Annotated in this window: 14 protein-coding genes; 2 read left to right on the top strand and 12 right to left on the bottom strand. The window is 57.9% G+C overall.

The window, feature by feature from the left end; genetic code table 11:
• Positions 1 to 36 precede the first annotated feature (36 nt).
• Positions 37 to 723 (bottom strand): MlaA family lipoprotein, encoded by a 687-nt coding sequence (locus tag MDG893_RS04705; RefSeq protein WP_157132759.1) that lies wholly within the window; start codon positions 721 to 723, stop codon positions 37 to 39.
• A gap of 200 nt (positions 724 to 923) precedes the next feature.
• On the opposite strand from MDG893_RS04705, the gene MDG893_RS04700 reads away from it, so the two are divergent.
• On the top strand, positions 924 to 1,331 hold the full coding sequence (locus tag MDG893_RS04700; protein ID WP_007152579.1) for an acyl-CoA thioesterase: 408 nt from the start codon (positions 924 to 926) through the stop codon (positions 1,329 to 1,331).
• Positions 1,332 to 1,355: 24 nt separating this feature from the next.
• On the opposite strand, the gene MDG893_RS04695 is transcribed toward MDG893_RS04700, so the two are convergent.
• The 3 genes from MDG893_RS04695 to MDG893_RS04685 all read right to left on the bottom strand — a co-directional run bounded on the left by MDG893_RS04695 (position 1,356) and on the right by MDG893_RS04685 (position 8,337).
• Positions 1,356 to 2,477 carry a beta-ketoacyl-ACP synthase III gene (locus MDG893_RS04695; RefSeq protein ID WP_007152578.1) on the bottom strand — a complete coding sequence of 374 codons (1,122 nt, stop codon included), beginning with the start codon at positions 2,475 to 2,477 and terminating at the stop codon, positions 1,356 to 1,358.
• Between the two features lie 101 nt (positions 2,478 to 2,578).
• The gene (gene hrpA / locus MDG893_RS04690) at positions 2,579 to 6,505 is read right to left on the bottom strand and encodes an ATP-dependent RNA helicase HrpA (RefSeq protein WP_007152577.1); all 3,927 of its coding nucleotides are present in this window, start codon (positions 6,503 to 6,505) and stop codon (positions 2,579 to 2,581) included.
• A 155-nt stretch (positions 6,506 to 6,660) separates the two neighbouring features.
• Positions 6,661 to 8,337, bottom strand: coding sequence for a long-chain fatty acid--CoA ligase (locus MDG893_RS04685; RefSeq protein WP_007152576.1), 1,677 nt, complete (start codon positions 8,335 to 8,337; stop codon positions 6,661 to 6,663).
• 194 nt (positions 8,338 to 8,531) lie between these two features.
• On the opposite strand from MDG893_RS04685, the gene MDG893_RS04680 reads away from it, so the two are divergent.
• Positions 8,532 to 9,017: a MaoC/PaaZ C-terminal domain-containing protein gene (locus MDG893_RS04680; protein WP_007152575.1), complete on the top strand. Its 486-nt coding sequence runs from the start codon at positions 8,532 to 8,534 to the stop codon at positions 9,015 to 9,017.
• A gap of 11 nt (positions 9,018 to 9,028) precedes the next feature.
• Here MDG893_RS04680 and MDG893_RS04675 read toward each other — a convergent pair whose 3' ends face one another.
• From MDG893_RS04675 to MDG893_RS04640, 8 genes are read right to left on the bottom strand one after another with little or no spacing between them, the layout of a single operon-like run.
• Positions 9,029 to 10,048: an AgmX/PglI C-terminal domain-containing protein gene (locus tag MDG893_RS04675; protein WP_007152574.1), complete on the bottom strand. Its 1,020-nt coding sequence runs from the start codon at positions 10,046 to 10,048 to the stop codon at positions 9,029 to 9,031.
• A complete protein-coding gene (locus MDG893_RS04670; protein WP_007152573.1) occupies positions 10,041 to 10,535 on the bottom strand; it encodes an ExbD/TolR family protein in 495 nt (164 codons plus the stop codon). The genes MDG893_RS04675 and MDG893_RS04670 overlap by 8 nt, the downstream gene beginning before the upstream one ends.
• Positions 10,532 to 11,047, bottom strand: a complete 516-nt coding sequence (locus MDG893_RS04665) for an ExbD/TolR family protein (RefSeq protein ID WP_007152572.1) — start codon at positions 11,045 to 11,047, stop codon at positions 10,532 to 10,534. Before MDG893_RS04665 ends, MDG893_RS04670 begins: the two co-directional genes overlap by 4 nt.
• Before the next feature lie 15 nt (positions 11,048 to 11,062).
• Entirely contained in the window at positions 11,063 to 11,707 is a 645-nt protein-coding gene (locus tag MDG893_RS04660) for a MotA/TolQ/ExbB proton channel family protein (RefSeq protein WP_007152571.1), read from the bottom strand.
• An 18-nt stretch (positions 11,708 to 11,725) separates the two neighbouring features.
• Positions 11,726 to 12,076 carry a hypothetical protein gene (locus MDG893_RS04655; protein WP_007152570.1) on the bottom strand — a complete coding sequence of 117 codons (351 nt, stop codon included), beginning with the start codon at positions 12,074 to 12,076 and terminating at the stop codon, positions 11,726 to 11,728.
• The gene (locus MDG893_RS04650) at positions 12,077 to 12,541 is read right to left on the bottom strand and encodes a tetratricopeptide repeat protein (protein ID WP_244264391.1); all 465 of its coding nucleotides are present in this window, start codon (positions 12,539 to 12,541) and stop codon (positions 12,077 to 12,079) included. It abuts the gene before it with no gap.
• On the bottom strand, positions 12,534 to 15,338 hold the full coding sequence (gene bamD, locus MDG893_RS04645) for an outer membrane protein assembly factor BamD (RefSeq protein ID WP_007152568.1): 2,805 nt from the start codon (positions 15,336 to 15,338) through the stop codon (positions 12,534 to 12,536). The genes MDG893_RS04650 and bamD overlap by 8 nt, the downstream gene beginning before the upstream one ends.
• A complete protein-coding gene (locus tag MDG893_RS04640) occupies positions 15,335 to 16,978 on the bottom strand; it encodes a tetratricopeptide repeat protein (RefSeq protein WP_007152567.1) in 1,644 nt (547 codons plus the stop codon). The genes bamD and MDG893_RS04640 overlap by 4 nt, the downstream gene beginning before the upstream one ends.
• Positions 16,979 to 16,981 lie beyond the last annotated feature (3 nt).

Genomic DNA, 16,981 nt, shown 5'->3' with positions numbered 1-16,981 from the left:
CTGGTAAACCTCCGTTGTTCCAGCCGATTTGATGCGTCAGAAATCCTCGAGCATCAAATCCTCATCGTCATCACTGGCAAAAGGATCGTCTAGGGTTCTGCCATCGTTGATCAGGTACGCCCGCCTCTGCAGGTACGCGTTTCTCACAAACGTATAGCCGTCACCGGAAATGAACCCTTCCGCGGGAATCAGATCCGCACGCTTGTCAACAATCTGAAGCGCCCTCGCGTAATAGACATCCGGCGTTTCAGCCAGGTCCCAGGCTGAAGGTAACAACAGGTTGTCGGATACAAACCCTCCAAAGTCGCGGGGATTAGAGGGCCCCAGGAACGGCAGCATCAGGTAGGGTCCTGAGCCCGAGCCCCAGTAGCCCAAGGTCTGGCCAAAGTCCTCCGGACGTTCAGGCAGATCGAACATGGTGGCCACGTCAATCAACCCACCCAGGCCAAAAACCGTGTTGTAGGTAAATCGCCCCGCCGCCACAACAGCAGACTCTCCCTTCAACTGGAAGATACTGTTGGCGAAGTTACGTATTTCAGTCAGGTTGTTGAAGAAATTGGTGACAGCACGGTCCGCGAAGCCGGGCATGACAGTGCGATACCCTTTTGCAACGGGGCGGAGGAACCAGTTATCGATGGTTTCATTGAAGCCATAGACCTTGCGGTTCCAGTCTTCGTAGGGATCGACCTCGCTCGGAGCGGCATCAAGTTTCCGTTCTGCCATGTCAGGATCGACCGGCTGCACGGTTTGCGCGACCGCACCACCTGAACACAGGCATATAAAAATCAGGGCGCCGATTGCTGGGTGCCGGAAAAAAATGTCTCTCATCGTCAGACCTGAGGTTGTTAAAACTGTTACTGTTCGTCGAAAATACCGGCGCTCTGCTTTTTTATTATTAACCCCTTGCTTCAGGAGTAGCCCCGATGTCAGTACCCGGGAATCTGGTTAGCACACTCTCCATGCCTTTGCGCTGGGGAGATATGGACGCATACGGCCATGCTAACAATACGGTTTATTTCCGCTTTTTCGAGGAAGCCCGCATCACCTGGCTGGCATCCCTGGAGCTGGGCGCGGAACACGACCCCGACGGCCCGGTCATTATAAAGACCAGCGCCACCTTTCTGAAGGAACTGGCCCACCCGGCAACGGTTGAGGTCAGAACATACGCCGACAAAGCCGGCAATACCAGCCTCGATACCTACCATACACTGACCGATACTGAGACCGGCACACTCTACGCGGAAGGCTATGCGAAAATTGTCTGGTTTGACCGCACCAAACGCACATCAATGGCATTGCCTGAAAAGCTCAGGGCGTTGGCGGCCAGCTAAAACCGCCTATCGCCAACCCTGACCCTATCGGCGGCGAACCACAACGCTGCCGATGGAATAGCCTGCACCAAACGAACAGATCACGCCCAGCTCTCCAGAGCCGAAGTCGTCCTTGTGTTTGTGGAAGGCAATGATCGAGCCCGCGGAGCTGGTATTGGCGTACTCATCCAGAATCACCGGTGCCTCTTTTGTGTCCGCGTCACGTCCCAGCACCTTGCGGGCAATCAGTTGGTTCATGTTCAGGTTGGCCTGGTGCAGCCACATTCGTTTGAGGTCATCCGGCGACAACGACAGGCTGGAAAGTTGCTTGAGGATCGTCTCCGCCACCAACGGCGATACTTCCTTGAACACCTTGCGCCCCTGTTGTACGAACAGCTTGTCCGGCTTGTTGATGCCCTCTTTGTCACCCCGATTCAGGAAGCCAAAGTTGTTGCGAATGTTATTGGAGTACTTGGTCTTAAGGCTGGTTCCGAGAACTTCGAAGCCCTGCCCTTCGGCAACGTCGGCATCTCTTTCTACCAGGATAGCGGTGCAGGCATCACCAAAAATGAAATGGCTGTCCCGGTCGCGGAAATTCAGGTGGCCTGAGCAAATTTCCGGGCTGACCACCAGGACCGCCCTGGCCGTGCCATTCTCTACAGCGTTCGCAGCCGCCTGCAGCCCAAAGGTCGCGGAACTGCACGCCACGTTCATGTCGTAAGCGAAGCCGTCGATACCCAACGCGTCCTGAACCTCAACGGAAATAGCCGGGTAGGGGCGCTGCATGTTGGAGCAGGCGACAATAACCGCATCGACATCGGCTGCGCTCTTACCGGCCTGTTTGAGCGCTTCGTTGCAAGCTGCAAGCGCCATCTCGCATTGCACCGAGGCCTCTTCGTTGGTTCGGTCCGGTATGTTCGGGCACATCCGCTCAGGGTCGAGAATACCCTGTTTATCAATCACGTGGCGACGTTTGATACCCGACGCTTTTTCAATAAAAGCGGACGAAGACGGCTGCAGTGGCTCAAGATCGCCACGGGCAATATCGTCAGCGTGACGTGCGTTGTGAAGTTCGACGAAGGCATTAAAGGCCTTCACCAGCTCTTCGTTGGTAATGGTTGCTGGCGGTGTGTACAACCCGGTCCCGCTGATAACGGCTCTAATCACGCTAACCCCACGTTATAGTTGTAAAAACAAACAATCTAACTGCACCAATATTGCCCAAATACTAACACAGTCTAAACGTTTTGCCCGCAAACGTGACCGGCTTACACTCGCGTCTGCTCCCACTGCCTGTCGAGGCGCTTGACCGATACCGGCACGGCCGTGCCCAGCTGTTGTGCAAAGAAAGAGACCCGAAATTCCTCAAGCATCCAGCGATACAGCGACAGCTCCGGGTCTCTTATTCCCTGGCGCTGTTGCTCATCACGTTTGCTGGCATAGCGGGACCACAGCGGCTCCATGGTGTTCAGGAACTCCCGCTCTCGCCCAAGCTCCCTGGGCATTTTCTCGAAACGGATGCTGGCAGCCTCGAAATAACGTCCGAAATGAGCAAGCCATTCCGGTGGCGTGGCAACAATAAAGCCCGGATAAACAAGATTTTGCAGCTGAAATTTCAAGTCCGCCATACTGTTCGCGAATGCGAGATTGATTTTGCCCTTGAGCTGTTTCATCACGCCATGATAGCCCGTCATGGCTTGGTGCAGCCGCTCATCGGCCTGTTCAAGCGACGGTATGAACTCCGCCCGCCCTGCGTTAAACGCGTTCTCAAACGCGTTTTCGTCCCGGGGCACGTCGTCGGGCACAAAATGCTGCATCGCCGTGGCCAGTAGCAGGTCGTCCAGCAGCACCCGAGCTTTGCCGACCGGCGCAAACATCAACGCCGATGACTTAAAATTTGTTAGCCGCCGCTCGATGTCCTCCAGCGTATTGCCCAACCGAATCAATATCAGTCGCGCCACCGCCTTGCGGGTTGAATCCTCCGCTGTAAGCCGGTCCAGGAACCGTGTCTGGCGAACGGAATCCCCCGTATCTTCCAATGCCGGGTATACGGTGACTTCCATACCGCCTTTTTCGGTCCTGACGGATTCGGGCAGCGGCCCGAAATCCCAGCGCGTTGACGACCTCGCTGTCTCAGTCGAGGGTTCCCTGCGGGTTGCCGACGACAACGCAGCTTCTGCCCGCCCTTCCAGTTCGTTCTGCAGCTTTTCGGTTTCCCGACCCTCGGCAATCGGCTTGCCGGCGTCGTCGACAACGCGGAGATTCATTCTAAGGTGCTTCGGCAGGTCCTCTTGTGGCCAGGCATCGGCGTCAATCCTGACACCCGTCATTCGCCGGAGCTGTTCACCCAGCTGCAGCGCCAATGGCTCGTTTGAAGCCTGAAGGTTTTCCAGAGCCGCATCCACGAAATCCGGTACCGGTACAAAGTTGCGCCTCAACGCCTTCGGAAGGCCTTTGACCAGTGCGATGCACTTCTCCCTCAAGAGCCCCGGCACAAGCCATTCAAGCCGTCGTGCCGGAAGCTGTTTCAGGGCCATCACCGGTGCCTGGAGCGTAACGCCATCGCGCTCACTGGTGGGTTCGAATTCATAGCTGAGGGGGTATCTCACGCCTTCCCACTCCAGATAGTCCGGATACAGTGAGCCCGCTTGCTCATCCACCGGACGCTGGAGAATATCGGCCTCCGTCAACTCCATGTCACGGAGTTGGTCGGCACTGAGCTGCTTCCACCAGCTTTCGAAATGACGGCCGCTGACGATGTCCGCCGGTAGACGCTGGTCGTAGAACGCCACCAGAACTTCGTCCTCCACCAACAGGTCCCGCCGCCGCGTTTTGCGCTCCAGGTTTTCGACGGTGTCCAGTAGCTCCCGGTTACGGGCAATAAAGGGAGCTTTGGACTGATAATCGCCTTCCACCAGGGCACGGCGGATGAACAGGTTACGGCACTCCGCCGGGTCGACCTTGCTGTAGGGAATGCGGCGTTTGGCAATGATGTCCAGCCCGTAGAGACTGACCTTTTCATAGCCCATCACCTGGGCACGTTTCTGCTCCCAGTGCGGCTCGAAAAAGTGATGTTTCACCACGTGCCCGGCCAGGGGCTCAATCCATTCCGGCTCAATCTTGGCCACCACCCGCGCAAATACCCGACTGGTTTCGACGATTTCGGCCGCCACAATCCACTTCGGGCCGGTTTTCGAGACCTTTGAGCCTGGAAAGATCATGACCTTGCGATTGCGGGTGGCCAGATATTCCTTCTTTTCGAGTTTTACCGCCACCTGGCCCAGCAAGCCCGCGAGAATGGCTTTGTGCAAAGACTCATAACTGGCCGCATCTCTGTTCAGTTTCAGTTTCTGCTCACGGCAGATCAGCGTCAGTTGCCGGTGAATGTCGCGCCATTCCCGCATCCGCATCCACGACAGGAAACTTTTCTGACAGACCTTTTTCAGCTGATTCTGGGACAGTTCCTGGCGCTGTTCCTCGTAGAAATTCCAGATATTCAGCAAGGTCAGAAAATCCGATTCCTTGTCATTGAACGGTGCGTGCGCCTGGTCAGCCGCCTGCTGTTTGTCCTGGGGTCGCTCCCTCGGGTCCTGAACGCTCAGGCCAGCAATGATCACCAGCGTTTCCGCCAGACTGCCCTGTTCCGACGAAGTCACCAACATGCGCGCAAGCCTTGGGTCCAGCGGCAGGCGCGCCATAGTGCGGCCAAGGTGTGTCACGCGCCGTTTGTCATCCACGGCACCGAGCTCTTCGAGCAGTTTGTAGCCATCGTTGATCAGGCGACGGTCGGGTGGTTCCAAAAACGGAAAGTGACGGATATCCCCCAGCCCCGAGGTGGTCATCTGCAGAATAACCGAGGCCAGGTTGGTGCGCAGTATCTCCGGGTCAGTGTACTCGGGCCGATTGATGAAATCGGTTTCGTCGTAAAGTCGGAAACAGATTCCCGGCGCCACCCGGCCACAGCGCCCGGCACGCTGGTTGGCACTGGCCTGGGATACCGGTTCAATGGGCAGGCGCTGAATTTTGGAACGCACGCTGTAACGGCTGATTCGGGCCACGCCGGTGTCGATAACATAGCGTATGCCGGGCACGGTCAGGGAGGTTTCCGCCACGTTGGTGGAGAGCACGATCCGACGCCCCCGGTGGCCCTGGAATATCCGGTTCTGTTCCTGGTTACTGAGCCGCGAATATAATGGCAGAACTTCAGTATGGCGCAGATCGGCATGTCGCAGCACCTTGCTGAGGCTGCGAATTTCCCGCTCTCCGGGCAGGAATACCAGTACGTCGCCCGGTGGCTGCTTTTCTGCACGCTCGTGCTGCTCGATTTCCTCCATCGCACGCAGCACGCCGTCCGTCCAACCCTGGTCCCGATCGTCCTCGTCGCCGGTAAGCGGACGGTAACGCACGTCAACCGGATAGGTTCGCCCGCTGACTTCAATGACCGGCGCGCCATTAAAGAACTGGCTGAAGCGTTCCACTTCGATGGTGGCGGAGGTAATAATGACTTTCAGATCGGGCCGTTTTGGCAACAGTTGCCGCAGGTAGCCCATCAGAAAATCGATGTTAAGGCTGCGCTCGTGGGCCTCATCAATAATCAGGGTGTCGTAACGGTCCAGGAACCGGTCATGCTGGACTTCGGACAGCAGGATGCCGTCGGTCATGACTTTGACCCGGGATTGGTCGGACGTGGTGTCGGTAAAACGCACCTGGTATCCCACCTGGCCGCCAGTCTGTTCCCCAAGCTCCTCTGCAATACGGCCGGCAACCGTGCGAGCAGCAATCCGGCGGGGTTGGGTGTGGCCTATCAGCCCACGGATACCCCGGCCACTGTTCATACAGATCTTGGGAATCTGGGTGGTCTTACCGGAACCGGTTTCGCCGGCAATGATCACCACCTGGTTCTGCTCAATAGCCTCACGGATATCATCAACCCGTTCAGACACCGGCAGCGATGAAGGAAAGGTGGCCGACTTATGCATCGCCTGGCGCTCTGTGACACGCGCCTGCCCCCGATCAAGCCATTGCGCCATCTTCTCCAGATCCTTTTGACCCGGACGCCCTTTTTTTCGGGCTACCAACTTGTGAATACGGGCGGCTTCCAACTGGTTGCAGGCATCCAACTGCTCCATGATGGCTTTTACAGCGGCCTTGCTATCTGGCGTATTCGTGGGCTGTTCCGGTGGGGCTTGCGTCATCGGTCCGTGTTACCGTTGTTGAATCTTGGATACCCGGTTCGATTCGGGCGTGGCGACAGTCTAACGATATACCGCGCCTCGTTAAACGGAAAAACCCCGCCGAGGCGGGGTTCAAGACGTCCGTTAGGGGTGATTAGTCCCCTCAGGCGAACCGGTTACTTGCTGTTGGCTTCGTCACGCAGTTCGCGGCGCAGGATCTTGCCTACGTTGGTCTTCGGCAGTTCATCGCGGAACACGAAGGACTTGGGCACCTTGTAAGCGGTCAGGCGTTCGCGACAGAACTCTTTCAGTTCGTTTTCGGTAACGCCTTCCGCGGTTGCCACCAGGTAGACCTTCACCGCCTCCCCGCTCTTGTCATCGGGAACACCAACCGCGGCACATTCGACCACTTTCGGATGACCACTGACCACGTCTTCGATCTCGTTGGGGAAGACATTGAAGCCCGACACGATAATCATGTCCTTCTTGCGATCAACGATTCGGATGTAGCCATCTTCCTGAATAAGGGCAATGTCACCCGTCTGCAGGAAGCCGTCGTCAGTGAAGGATTTCTGAGTATCTTCCGGGCGCTGCCAGTATCCACGCATCACCTGTGGTCCCTTCACGCACAATTCGCCAGGCTCGCCGAGAGGCGTTTCGTTGCCGTCGTCGTCGATGGTTTTGACCTGGGTACCGGGAATCGGCAGGCCAATGGTGCCAAGCTGGATCGCACTATTGGGGTTGAAGGTCACAACCGGCGAGGTTTCAGTCATTCCGTAACCTTCACTGATTTCACACCCTGTAACACGCTGCCACATTTTCGCGGTGTCGCTGGTCAGCGCCATGCCGCCGGACGACGTCAGTTTCAGAGCACTGAAATCAAGGGCCTTGAATTCTTCGTTGTTGCACAGCGCGACGAACAGCGTGTTCAGGCCCAGGAACGCGGTGAAGCGATGGTTTTTGAGCTCTTTCACAAATCCGGGGATATCACGGGGGTTCGGGATAAGAACGTTGTGGGCGCCCGCTTCAAGCATGATGCCGCAGTTCAGTGTGAACGAGTAGATGTGGTACAGCGGAAGCGGAGCAATAACCACTTCCGTGCCCTCCTCCACGGAATCTTCCATCATCGGCCGAACTTGCAGGAGGTTGGCGACCAGATTGCCGTGGGTCAGCATGGCGCCCTTGGCCACACCGGTGGTGCCACCGGTGTACTGCAGCACGGCGATGTCGTCTTTCTTACACTCCACCGGGGAGAATTTTTCCCTGGCCCCTGCGCTGAGCACAGCAGGGAGTTTGTGTGCCTGGGGCAAACTGAAAGCCGGCACCATTTTCTTCAGATGCTTCACGGCTGCGTTCATCAGTGTACGCTTCAGCGGCGAATGCATGTCGGCAATTTCGGTAACAATGACATGCTCAATACCGGTGTGAGGAAGCACTTTCTCGGCGTTGTGAGCCATGTTTGCCAGCACTACGAGCGCCTTGGCACCAGAATCATTGAACTGGTGCTCCATTTCACGAGTGGTGTACAGCGGGTTGGTATTCACCACGATCAGGCCCGCACGCATGGCACCAAAAACAACGACAGGGTACTGGGACACGTTGGGCATTTGCACCGCAATCCGGTCGCCCGGCTTGAGGTCAGTCTTGTTCTGCAGCCAGGCAGCAAAATTCCGGCTCTGGGTGTCCAGGTCGCGATAGGTTAGAGTGGCGCCAACGGCACTGAACGCGGGGCGATCAGCGTACTTGTTCACGGCCTGGTCAAAGACGTCAACCATGCTACTGTATTTATCCAGGTCTACGTTCAGGGACACGCCAGCGGGGTATTTGTCCTGATAGAACTGCTCAAAATCCATCACCATCTCCTGTTTGGCATTTGTGCTTATAATGTTTACCAATGTCGTTTTGGTCGAAAAATCAACCAGACAAAAGTATCAGCCTCGAAAAGTCGGGAGAGAATAGCAGTTTTGTGAACGATGAGGTAGTTTTCAAAGCAGAACTGTAGCGGTTGTAGCCACCAACCTAATCACACCCAACACTGGAGCCCATCATGAGCGACACTTTGGACACGCTTGAGAACATCACCTACGACGAACTCCAGGAAGGCGACTCCGCAACCTATGTGAAAACACTGACTGAGGACGAACTGGTGTTATTCGCTGCTGTATCCGGAGATGTAAACCCGGTCCATCTGGATTCGGAGTTCGCCGCCGACTCCATGTTCCAGGAACGGATTGCCCATGGCATGTGGAGCGGCTCGCTGATTTCCGCGGCCCTGGCCACCGTAATGCCGGGTCCCGGCACCATATACCTGGAGCAGAGCCTGACATTCAAGCGCCCGGTAAAGCTGGACGACACCCTGACGGTGACATTGACGGTACTCGCCAAGGAGCGCAAAAACCGCGTAACCCTATCCTGCGACGTCCGCAACCAGAACGATGAGCGGGTTGTGACCGGTGAGGCAAAAGTGATCGCCCCTACCCAGAAGATGTCCCTGAGTAAGCCGCAACTGCCAAAAATTACCATAGCGCACTAACGTATACGCCCCTAACCCGGCAGGAAATCGATGGGGAATCGCACCGTCCTGGGTTCCACATCGTCCTCGCCGAAATTGAACAGGCGTACGCGCATGGCAATGCGTTGCTCCAGGCTTTGATTGCCCAGCTCGGAGCTCACCACCTCGCAACTCGATACCGATCCATCCGGTTCGATCACCAACTCCAGCATCACCTTTCCTTCCAGCGTCGGGTCCTGTCGCAACTCACGCCGGTAGAGGGAATAGAGTGACGTCTTCTGGGCATCGAACACCTGGCGGATGTTGCTCATACCCCGCTGGCCCGGTCCGCCGGTGGGCTCCGGCGCAGGTTCTGGCACTGCTTCCTGCGCCACCTCCACGTTTCGAACCTGATGGCCAGCCACCGCCACCTCCGTTTCAGGCGCAGCTTCCCGAGTGACGCCACCGCTGCCAGCAAGTGCCCTATCGGGGTCAGTTTCGGCACCGAACAAATCCCCCCCGCTGCTGGCGGCCTCAGCACCGACGTTGGCCGCCAGGGTGTCCACGGCATCGGGCTCTGGTGCCCGCATACGGGCGAGTTGGTCCTGCATTGCCATCAGGCCTGACTTGGAGGCAGTGTCACGCGCCTGTTCGACCGTTTGTGAAGGAGCGGGTGCCGGGCGCACAGGCTCGGGTGGGGACACTTCCTCAGCCAATTCCGGCTCCACCGCTTTAGGTTCTGTACTTTCAGGTTCGGGCTCAGGTTCCGGGGCCGGCTCGGGTTCCGGATCAACCTCAGGCACTGGAATCGGCTTTGGCGGCTCCCGTTGCTCTACCAGCCGCGCCAACTGGGGCGGGATCTTCTCCGCCTCACTGCGATCGGGTTCCGGCAGTTGAAGCGCCGGAATAAGCAGCGCTGGAGGAAGAAACACCGCCATCATCACCAACAATGCCAGCACAAAGCGGCGGTTCTCACCCTTTTCCGCCCCCCATGGCAATCCAGATGAAAGGTGACTGGAGGCGAGGTTGTTGAGAGAGCGCTTTTTGAAAGAAAGACTCTGACGCTCAGCCATTGCCTACCTCCTTCGCTGACTCAACGGCCAGCCGGACCCGGCGGAAATCTTCATCGATGCAGGTTTGCATGATCTTTCTCAATAACCGGTAATCGGTGGAGCGCCCCGCCATGATGGTCACCTCATGCCCCAGTTCCGGCACTTGGCCCCGTCGGTTACGCACCCAGGCAAGCTCATCCGCCAGTCCACCAATGGTGCTGTCCCCGGTTTCAATCCCATCCAGCCGTGCTACTTCCCGGCCCTGCACCAGAATGGACTGGCCGATTACCTGCACCATCAGGGTTTCTACCGCCTCCTTGTCCGCGGTCGATTGCGGCAGTGGGACATCGGCCGTGTTCTGCATAACCTTTACATCGGACGAATTCACCATCAGGAAAAACACCAGAATTGTGAAGATGTCCATCAGTGAGACCAGGTTCAGGCCCCCCGGGCGGTGCATACGGCGGTAGTGGCGCTGGATACGACGAGCTCGGCGGGAGGTTTTCATGCACCCTCTCCTTCACCGGACAGCGTCCGGTTTTCAGGTGCATCCGCCAGGGCCACGTCCGGAAAAAGTTCACCTTCCACCACACTGGCCGCCACAACTGCCGGATAGGAACGCAGTCTGTCCATCGCGGTCACCAGCGTTTGATAGTCGATGTCAGGGCTCACCTCCAGGACGATGTCGGTCTTCTCCGGGACCCGCTTCTTGATCTGTTTGAGAGTTTCCCTCAGGCCGTCGAAGTCCTGCTCACCCTCAATCAACGGCAGCGTTCGGATCACGCCTCTTTCACTGTCCAGCACTTCCAGGCCCTGAGGTATCAGCGCCACCACCAGCCGCAGTTCGTCAGCCTGTAGCGCCTCACCCGACTCCATCTCGGGAAAGTCGAGCTCAATCATACGAATCTGGCTAAAGACCATGCCCAACAGCAATACCGGGACTAACACGATCATCAGGTTCAGGAATGGCGTGATATCCAGTTCCGGATTGCTGACTAGCCTGCGATGCTTTCGTCTCATGCGGCAAACCCTGGCTCAGGCGGATTGGGGGGCAGGCTGCTCGGAGATAATGTTCAGCAGCTTCACCCCGGCCATCTCGAAACTGTCGACGATTTCATTGGTACGGGTCTGCAGCAGTGCATGAAACATCAACAGGGGAATGGCCGACATCAGCCCGAACGCCGTGGTGTTCATGGCAACGGAGATGCTTTCCGATAACAGCGATGCCTTCTGGGACGGGTCTGCAGCGGCCACCGCCGTAAACGCCGCGATGAGACCGATGATGGTGCCCAGCAAGCCGAGGAGCGTGGCGATGTTGGCCAGGGTTGCCAGGTATTGGGTACGTTTTTCAAGCCGTGGCAGTACTTCCATCAACCCCTCTTCCATAGCGTACTCGACGTCTTCCCGGGGGTGATTGTTCAGCAGGCGACCAATGCCGGCGCTCATGATCGACGCGATGGCACTGTCGGAGCTTGTCGCTGCTTTCATCGCACGCTGGTAATCCCGCTTCCTGAGCAGCGGCAGTATGCCCTTCTCGAAGGCAAGTCGGTTCCGGCGGCGTATCGAAGCGAGGTAAATAAAACGCTCAACGGTAATCGCCAGACCAACAGCCAGCACAATGGCAATCGGGTACATGAAGGGGCCACCTTCCTGAAAAAAACGAACAACAGTTTCCAGCATATTCAGACTCCCGGTTCTCTACTGCAGGGAAAGGGTTGAATCCAGCAATGGATTCAGGGTTTCACGAAACGTCCGGTGACGCTCAAGGGTCAGCGGGTCCTTGGGTTCGAGCAGTTCCTCGCTTCCGGCATCCAGTTCAGCGCGTGAACGCCGGGGCAAGGTCGGTGGCTGCCAGGGCAAAATGTAAAGTACGCCGGGATCATGGTCTCCGGTGTGGCGGTTGATGCCGTCTACACCCAGTGCGACGGTGTTATCCGCGGCTTGAGGGACAGCTGCTCCCGAGGCATTGGACGCCTCATTCGCAAAGGCGATCGAGGGAATAATCATCAAGGCCACGCTGGCAGACGCCAATCGTCGATAAAAACCCATTCAGTCCAGCCTCCGTTCCAGATCCGCGATCCACCCGGCCACCTGTTTCTCCTCGGTGCCCGCCAGTTCGCGGTAACGGCGGTAATGCGCCAGAGCGCCGTCCAGTTCCAGCAGATACAGCTCGGAGATAACCGCAAGGTTGTAATGCAGTTCGGCAGTAGCCGGGGAATGCCTGAGCCCCGTCTCCAGCACCGTCACCGCCTCGTCAAAGTGTCCCTGCTCTCTCAATAACAACGCCAGGTTGTTGGCCGTGAGTGCGTTGCCCGGGTTCATAGTAAAGGCCTCCCGGTACCGTTCGAGGGCTTCTTTCTTGCGTCCCTGCTGGTGTGCCTCCCAGGCCCGACGCGTCAGTTCACTGGCCTCAGCGGTGTTGACAACAATTGGCTCCGGTTTGGGCTGGCTGGCGCACCCCGCCAGCAACGCGAGACACCCAGTAAGTAAAACCGCCCGTGCTGTTTCAGGCATCATCATTCACCTCCTCATTCCAGGTCATCCAACGCACCTCCCGGTCGTACCTGCCGGGGAATAGATCGGCCAGCACCTGCAGGCTGCGCTCCACCCACTCATCAAACAGGCCTTCCGCCAGGCGTTGGTGATTTTTTGCGTGCAGGTCGATGGCTTTTTCCTCGAATGGGTAGGCCTCTTCTTCAAGCAACATCCGGTATTGGGTTGCCTCAAGGTCGTTCAGATTCGCCGGCGCCTCTGACGTCATGAGGTCCTGCGCCATCACCCGGTACAGCTCAGCCCGGCGGAACAGGATTTCCGAACGAGCGCCGTCTCCAACCAGCTTCTCGGCTTGTGCAAGGCGCTCCCGCGCAGCCGAGAGGGCCGCTTGTTTGCGCGTCAGGGATTCGGCTAATGGAATTTGCAACGGGACATCGGCAAACCGACCAGCCTCCTCCGCACCGAGCACGATGGCTGCCCGCCCGGCCCAGGTCAGCGTGTCTTCCGAATGCCATTGGCTGGCGAGCTCTTGCTCTACCAGCTCGATTCGATATCGACGCGGCGCCACATTGTCGAGCACAAGACGCTGGCGCAATGTCTGATTACGGATATGACTCTGGGAATCGGCGGTAACGGAATCGCGATCAAGCCACGCGACATAAATGCGATTGCGACGCTCGTGGGCCTCTGCCTTGTGGTAAAGCTCCGCCGCCCTCAGCTGCTGATCCCAGGACGGCGACTCTGTACCTTCGGTACGCATGATTTCATCCGCCGCCCGCACCAGTTGGCCCGATGACTGATAGGCAAACACCAGCTTCTCGCTTACGGTTCTGGCTAGATCGTGCTGCGGGTAATCCGTGCGAAACCGGGTCAGTTCATTAACAGCTGCCTGCCATCGCTCTGCCTTCAGAAGTGTGTTCGCAGCGTCGTAGCGACCCTTAATCGCAATATCCGAGCCCGGAAATGCAGACTCCACACGCTGAAAATGCGCTACGGCGGTGTCAATGTGGCCCTCGCTCGCCGCTTTCTCCCCCTGATAGTAAACGCTGCTGGCCAGCTGCCGTTGCAGGCTGTCGGTATCTTTGGCCGGTACATCCCCTGGCGGCCCCTCTGCAATCAACGCCAGTGACTGACGCCAGGCATTTTCAGCGAGTCCATAAGACGCCATCGCCACGTTCGCTTCACCCACTGCGACCCAGGCACTGTAGCGCTCGGCTGCGCCGACTGATGGATGGGCTATGGCATTCTCGGCAAACCGAAGGGCGTCAGCATAACGATGTTCCTCGAGCATTCGGTTGGCGATATCCGCCGTCAGACCAGGCTGACGCTTGTCGTCGGAGAACTCAGCCGCGAAGCGGTCGGCGGCAGCAGCCAGATCGTCCAGTGTCGCGGGAAGCGAATTTAGATTGTCCAGTGCGTCGCGCTGAATCACGATGGCAGCCCAGGCGGCATCCGCTGCCGCCGGATACGCTTTTATCTCATATTCGGTATCATAGGCCGCCCGCTGGTAATGCTCGAAGGCGTTAACGTGGTCGCCTGCCTGCAGGAAGGCATCACCGGCCAGGCGAAGAACTTCACCCTTCTGGCTGCTCCGATCAGCCAACTGACTGTAGTAACCCCCTGCCAGTCGGAACGCGGCGGCTTGGCGTTCTCCTTGCCCCTCTTCGGCCTGATCATAGTGATAGTCCGCCAGTGACCGACTGAAATCCCGCCAGCGCTCCTGATCTGGAATGGCGAGCTGCCGGTAAACTGCATCGCGGGAAAACGCCTGGACATACTCAGCCCTGGCGGCCCTTGCGCGATCAATTTGCCCAGCCATACGCCAGACGTCCACGTTCTGGGCCAGAAAGGCCGGTACGGCGTTATGCGCCTGGAAATCGCGGACAAAGGCATGGTTCACCGCCACGCTGTCTTCAAAGCGCCGGTTGCTGGCATAGTAATCCGCCAACCGGTCGTACAGCAGGTACCCGAAGTCTTTGCCACCCGCATCGGTCAACCAGCCTGCCAGGGATTCAACGCCCCGGTCTTCCGCCGCCATCAGGGCGACAATCCTGAAGGTGTCGTCAACCAGTTCAGCGTCGCTGGCAGGAATGCGGCGAAATCCACGGGTATCCTCACCGAAACCGTCCAGTACTGCCAGGAAGGTCTTTGCGGCCCTTGTCCGGGCAGAAGCCCCTTGCTTGTACTGGCTCCAGCCCTGCATATATCGGGCCTTGGTTTTCAGGCTATCCGTGCCGTCGCCCGATATCACACGGCTGTATTCGGACTCAGCCTCGGCATAGTCTTGCGCCGAAAACGCGGCCTCTGCGATGCGGAAACGGGCCTCAGGCACCAGGGAAGACGAGGGATAGAGGCCAACCAGTTGACGTAACCGATCAATAGACTCCTCCGCCTGCCCCGTGTAGGCATGAGCCTTCGCCATCTGGTACAGCAATTCATCAAGTCGGCCCTGGTAGGCACCCCTGTCGAGAATGGATTCGTAACTTTCCAGCGCCTGCCGATAGACCTGTTGTTCGCGTTCTTCGCTGAAGCTGACGTCCTCGTCAGTCACCGTCTGGATATTGGAAAGCCGATTGAGTGCATCAATGCGTACTTCAGGTTCATCAGAGTGTTCAAACAATCGCTGGTATCGACGGGCAACTTCTGTTGGAGATATGGCCGGCATCGGGCGGGATTGGAATTCCAGGAAAACCGGGCGCATATCAGCGATGGTTTCGCCGTCGCGCCCCAGCTCCACCCGGAACGATTCCTGCGCCAGGGCACCCGCCGCGAGTGCTGTGAATAGCGCCACCAGGGAAATCGACACCACTGGCTTCATGGCTGACCTCGCTCAAGGTTTTCCAAGGCCAGGTACTCGTAGAGGTGGGCAATCTGCTGCTCGGTCCGATCCAACGCAAACGCCATACGGTGATCCTGCGCTTCGACATAGGCCAGAGCCCGTTCATCCAGTTCTGACTCCGCCCTGCTCAAAAGTGCATCGGCCGTGCGACGAACCGTCCGTATCCGCTCCAGCGCATGGTCGGTGCGTGTCATCAGCTCATTGAGCTGGCGATCTTTCTTTTTCAATCTGCCATCAAGCCTGGCGACGGACGCTTTCAGATCGGCCAATGTTCTGGCTGCACCTTTCAGCGCCTCTTGTTGTGCGGGAGAGAGAGTCCGGGCTTTAAGGTTGGCTAAACGCTGCACCAGCGCTTCAATATTCTCCTGGTAGGGACCGCCATCAACGTCATGGTCCACAGGCCCCAGACGCTCACTGATAGCCCCCCGAAAAACAGCAAGGCTGTCTTCCCGCTGATTCAGTGTTTGCCTGATCTCCCTCAGCTCAGCCACCCGGTTGACGTCGGCCTGGGCAGTGGGCTGTTCGATGAAACGAATAAGATAGGCCGTACGGGGCTGAGTGAGCGTGCGGTTATCGGCAAGGAACCATTGGGCCTCGGAGTTCCGGGCGTCCAGTACCAACGCCTGGTACGCACCCTTCTGACGAATCTGATCCGCCAGCTTTCGAAGTGTCACCCGTTCGCTTTCAAAGGAAGCATTTGCCGCAAGGTAGGCTTCACCCGCCTGCCCCAGGTAACCGGCGAGGTCGTACCCTCTGCCCGTCCCAAGCCAGGCATTGGCCACTCCGGGATAGGCCAGCGGGTACTTTTTGGCCCGATGCCAGGACTGCATGGCCGCCCGCTGGTTGCCACTGGCCGAGAGCGCAAGACCGTGGAGGTATAGGCCGTGAGACGTGCTGTAGCTTTCCAGGGGGATTTTTTCCAGGAAACCGATGGCCTTTTCATGGTCTCCGTGATCGTAGGCAAGGTAGCCGGCACGAACCAGTAGTCGGCTTCTGAGCTCCTGGCTGCGCTGGCTATCAACGTCTTCCTCGGACATGGCCAGTGCCACTCGAAGTGCAACCAGTGCTCGCGAGGGGTTCCGGTCCTGCCTGCCGTAATCAGCCGCAATGTTCATGTAACCCATCGCAGCCCAATAGCCTGGCTCCATTGACGCCAGCACCTTCCCGGCCCGATCGGTATGCTCCGCCTCCCGTTCAATCTCGGCCAACCGGTAAAGCGCCTTTTGCCGGTCACTGCCACTGGCCCGCTTCGCAGCGGTTTCAAGGTATTCCCGGGTTTTGTTGTCTCCAGGGCCCGTCGGCAGTTCCGCCAGCAATAATGCTGCCTGCCCCCGGTAATACTGTCCTTCGAGCAGCTCTTTCAGCAGCCGTTCAGCCTCTTGATGACTCCCCGTGACCAAAAGTGCTTTAGCGCGAACCAGGCGTTCGGCTTCGGTAGTGGCATTCCGGGTGTAACGTAATGCTGCAGCCGGGTCATGGGTGTCGAGGGCGAATTCTGCGAGCCCCGAGCGTAACGACGCCAAATCGCTGCCTGCAGACGCCAGCCCCGGGGCAAAGGCCGTTGCCAGGCTAAGGGCAAACACAGTGAAGACTTTCCGAAGCTTAGCGCGCACGACCATCCT

It is taken from the genome of Marinobacter algicola DG893 (genome assembly GCF_000170835.1).
Classification (GTDB): domain Bacteria; phylum Pseudomonadota; class Gammaproteobacteria; order Pseudomonadales; family Oleiphilaceae; genus Marinobacter; species Marinobacter algicola.
Note: the sequence above shows the minus strand (reverse complement) of the source record. Positions and strands in the feature narration are given on the sequence as shown.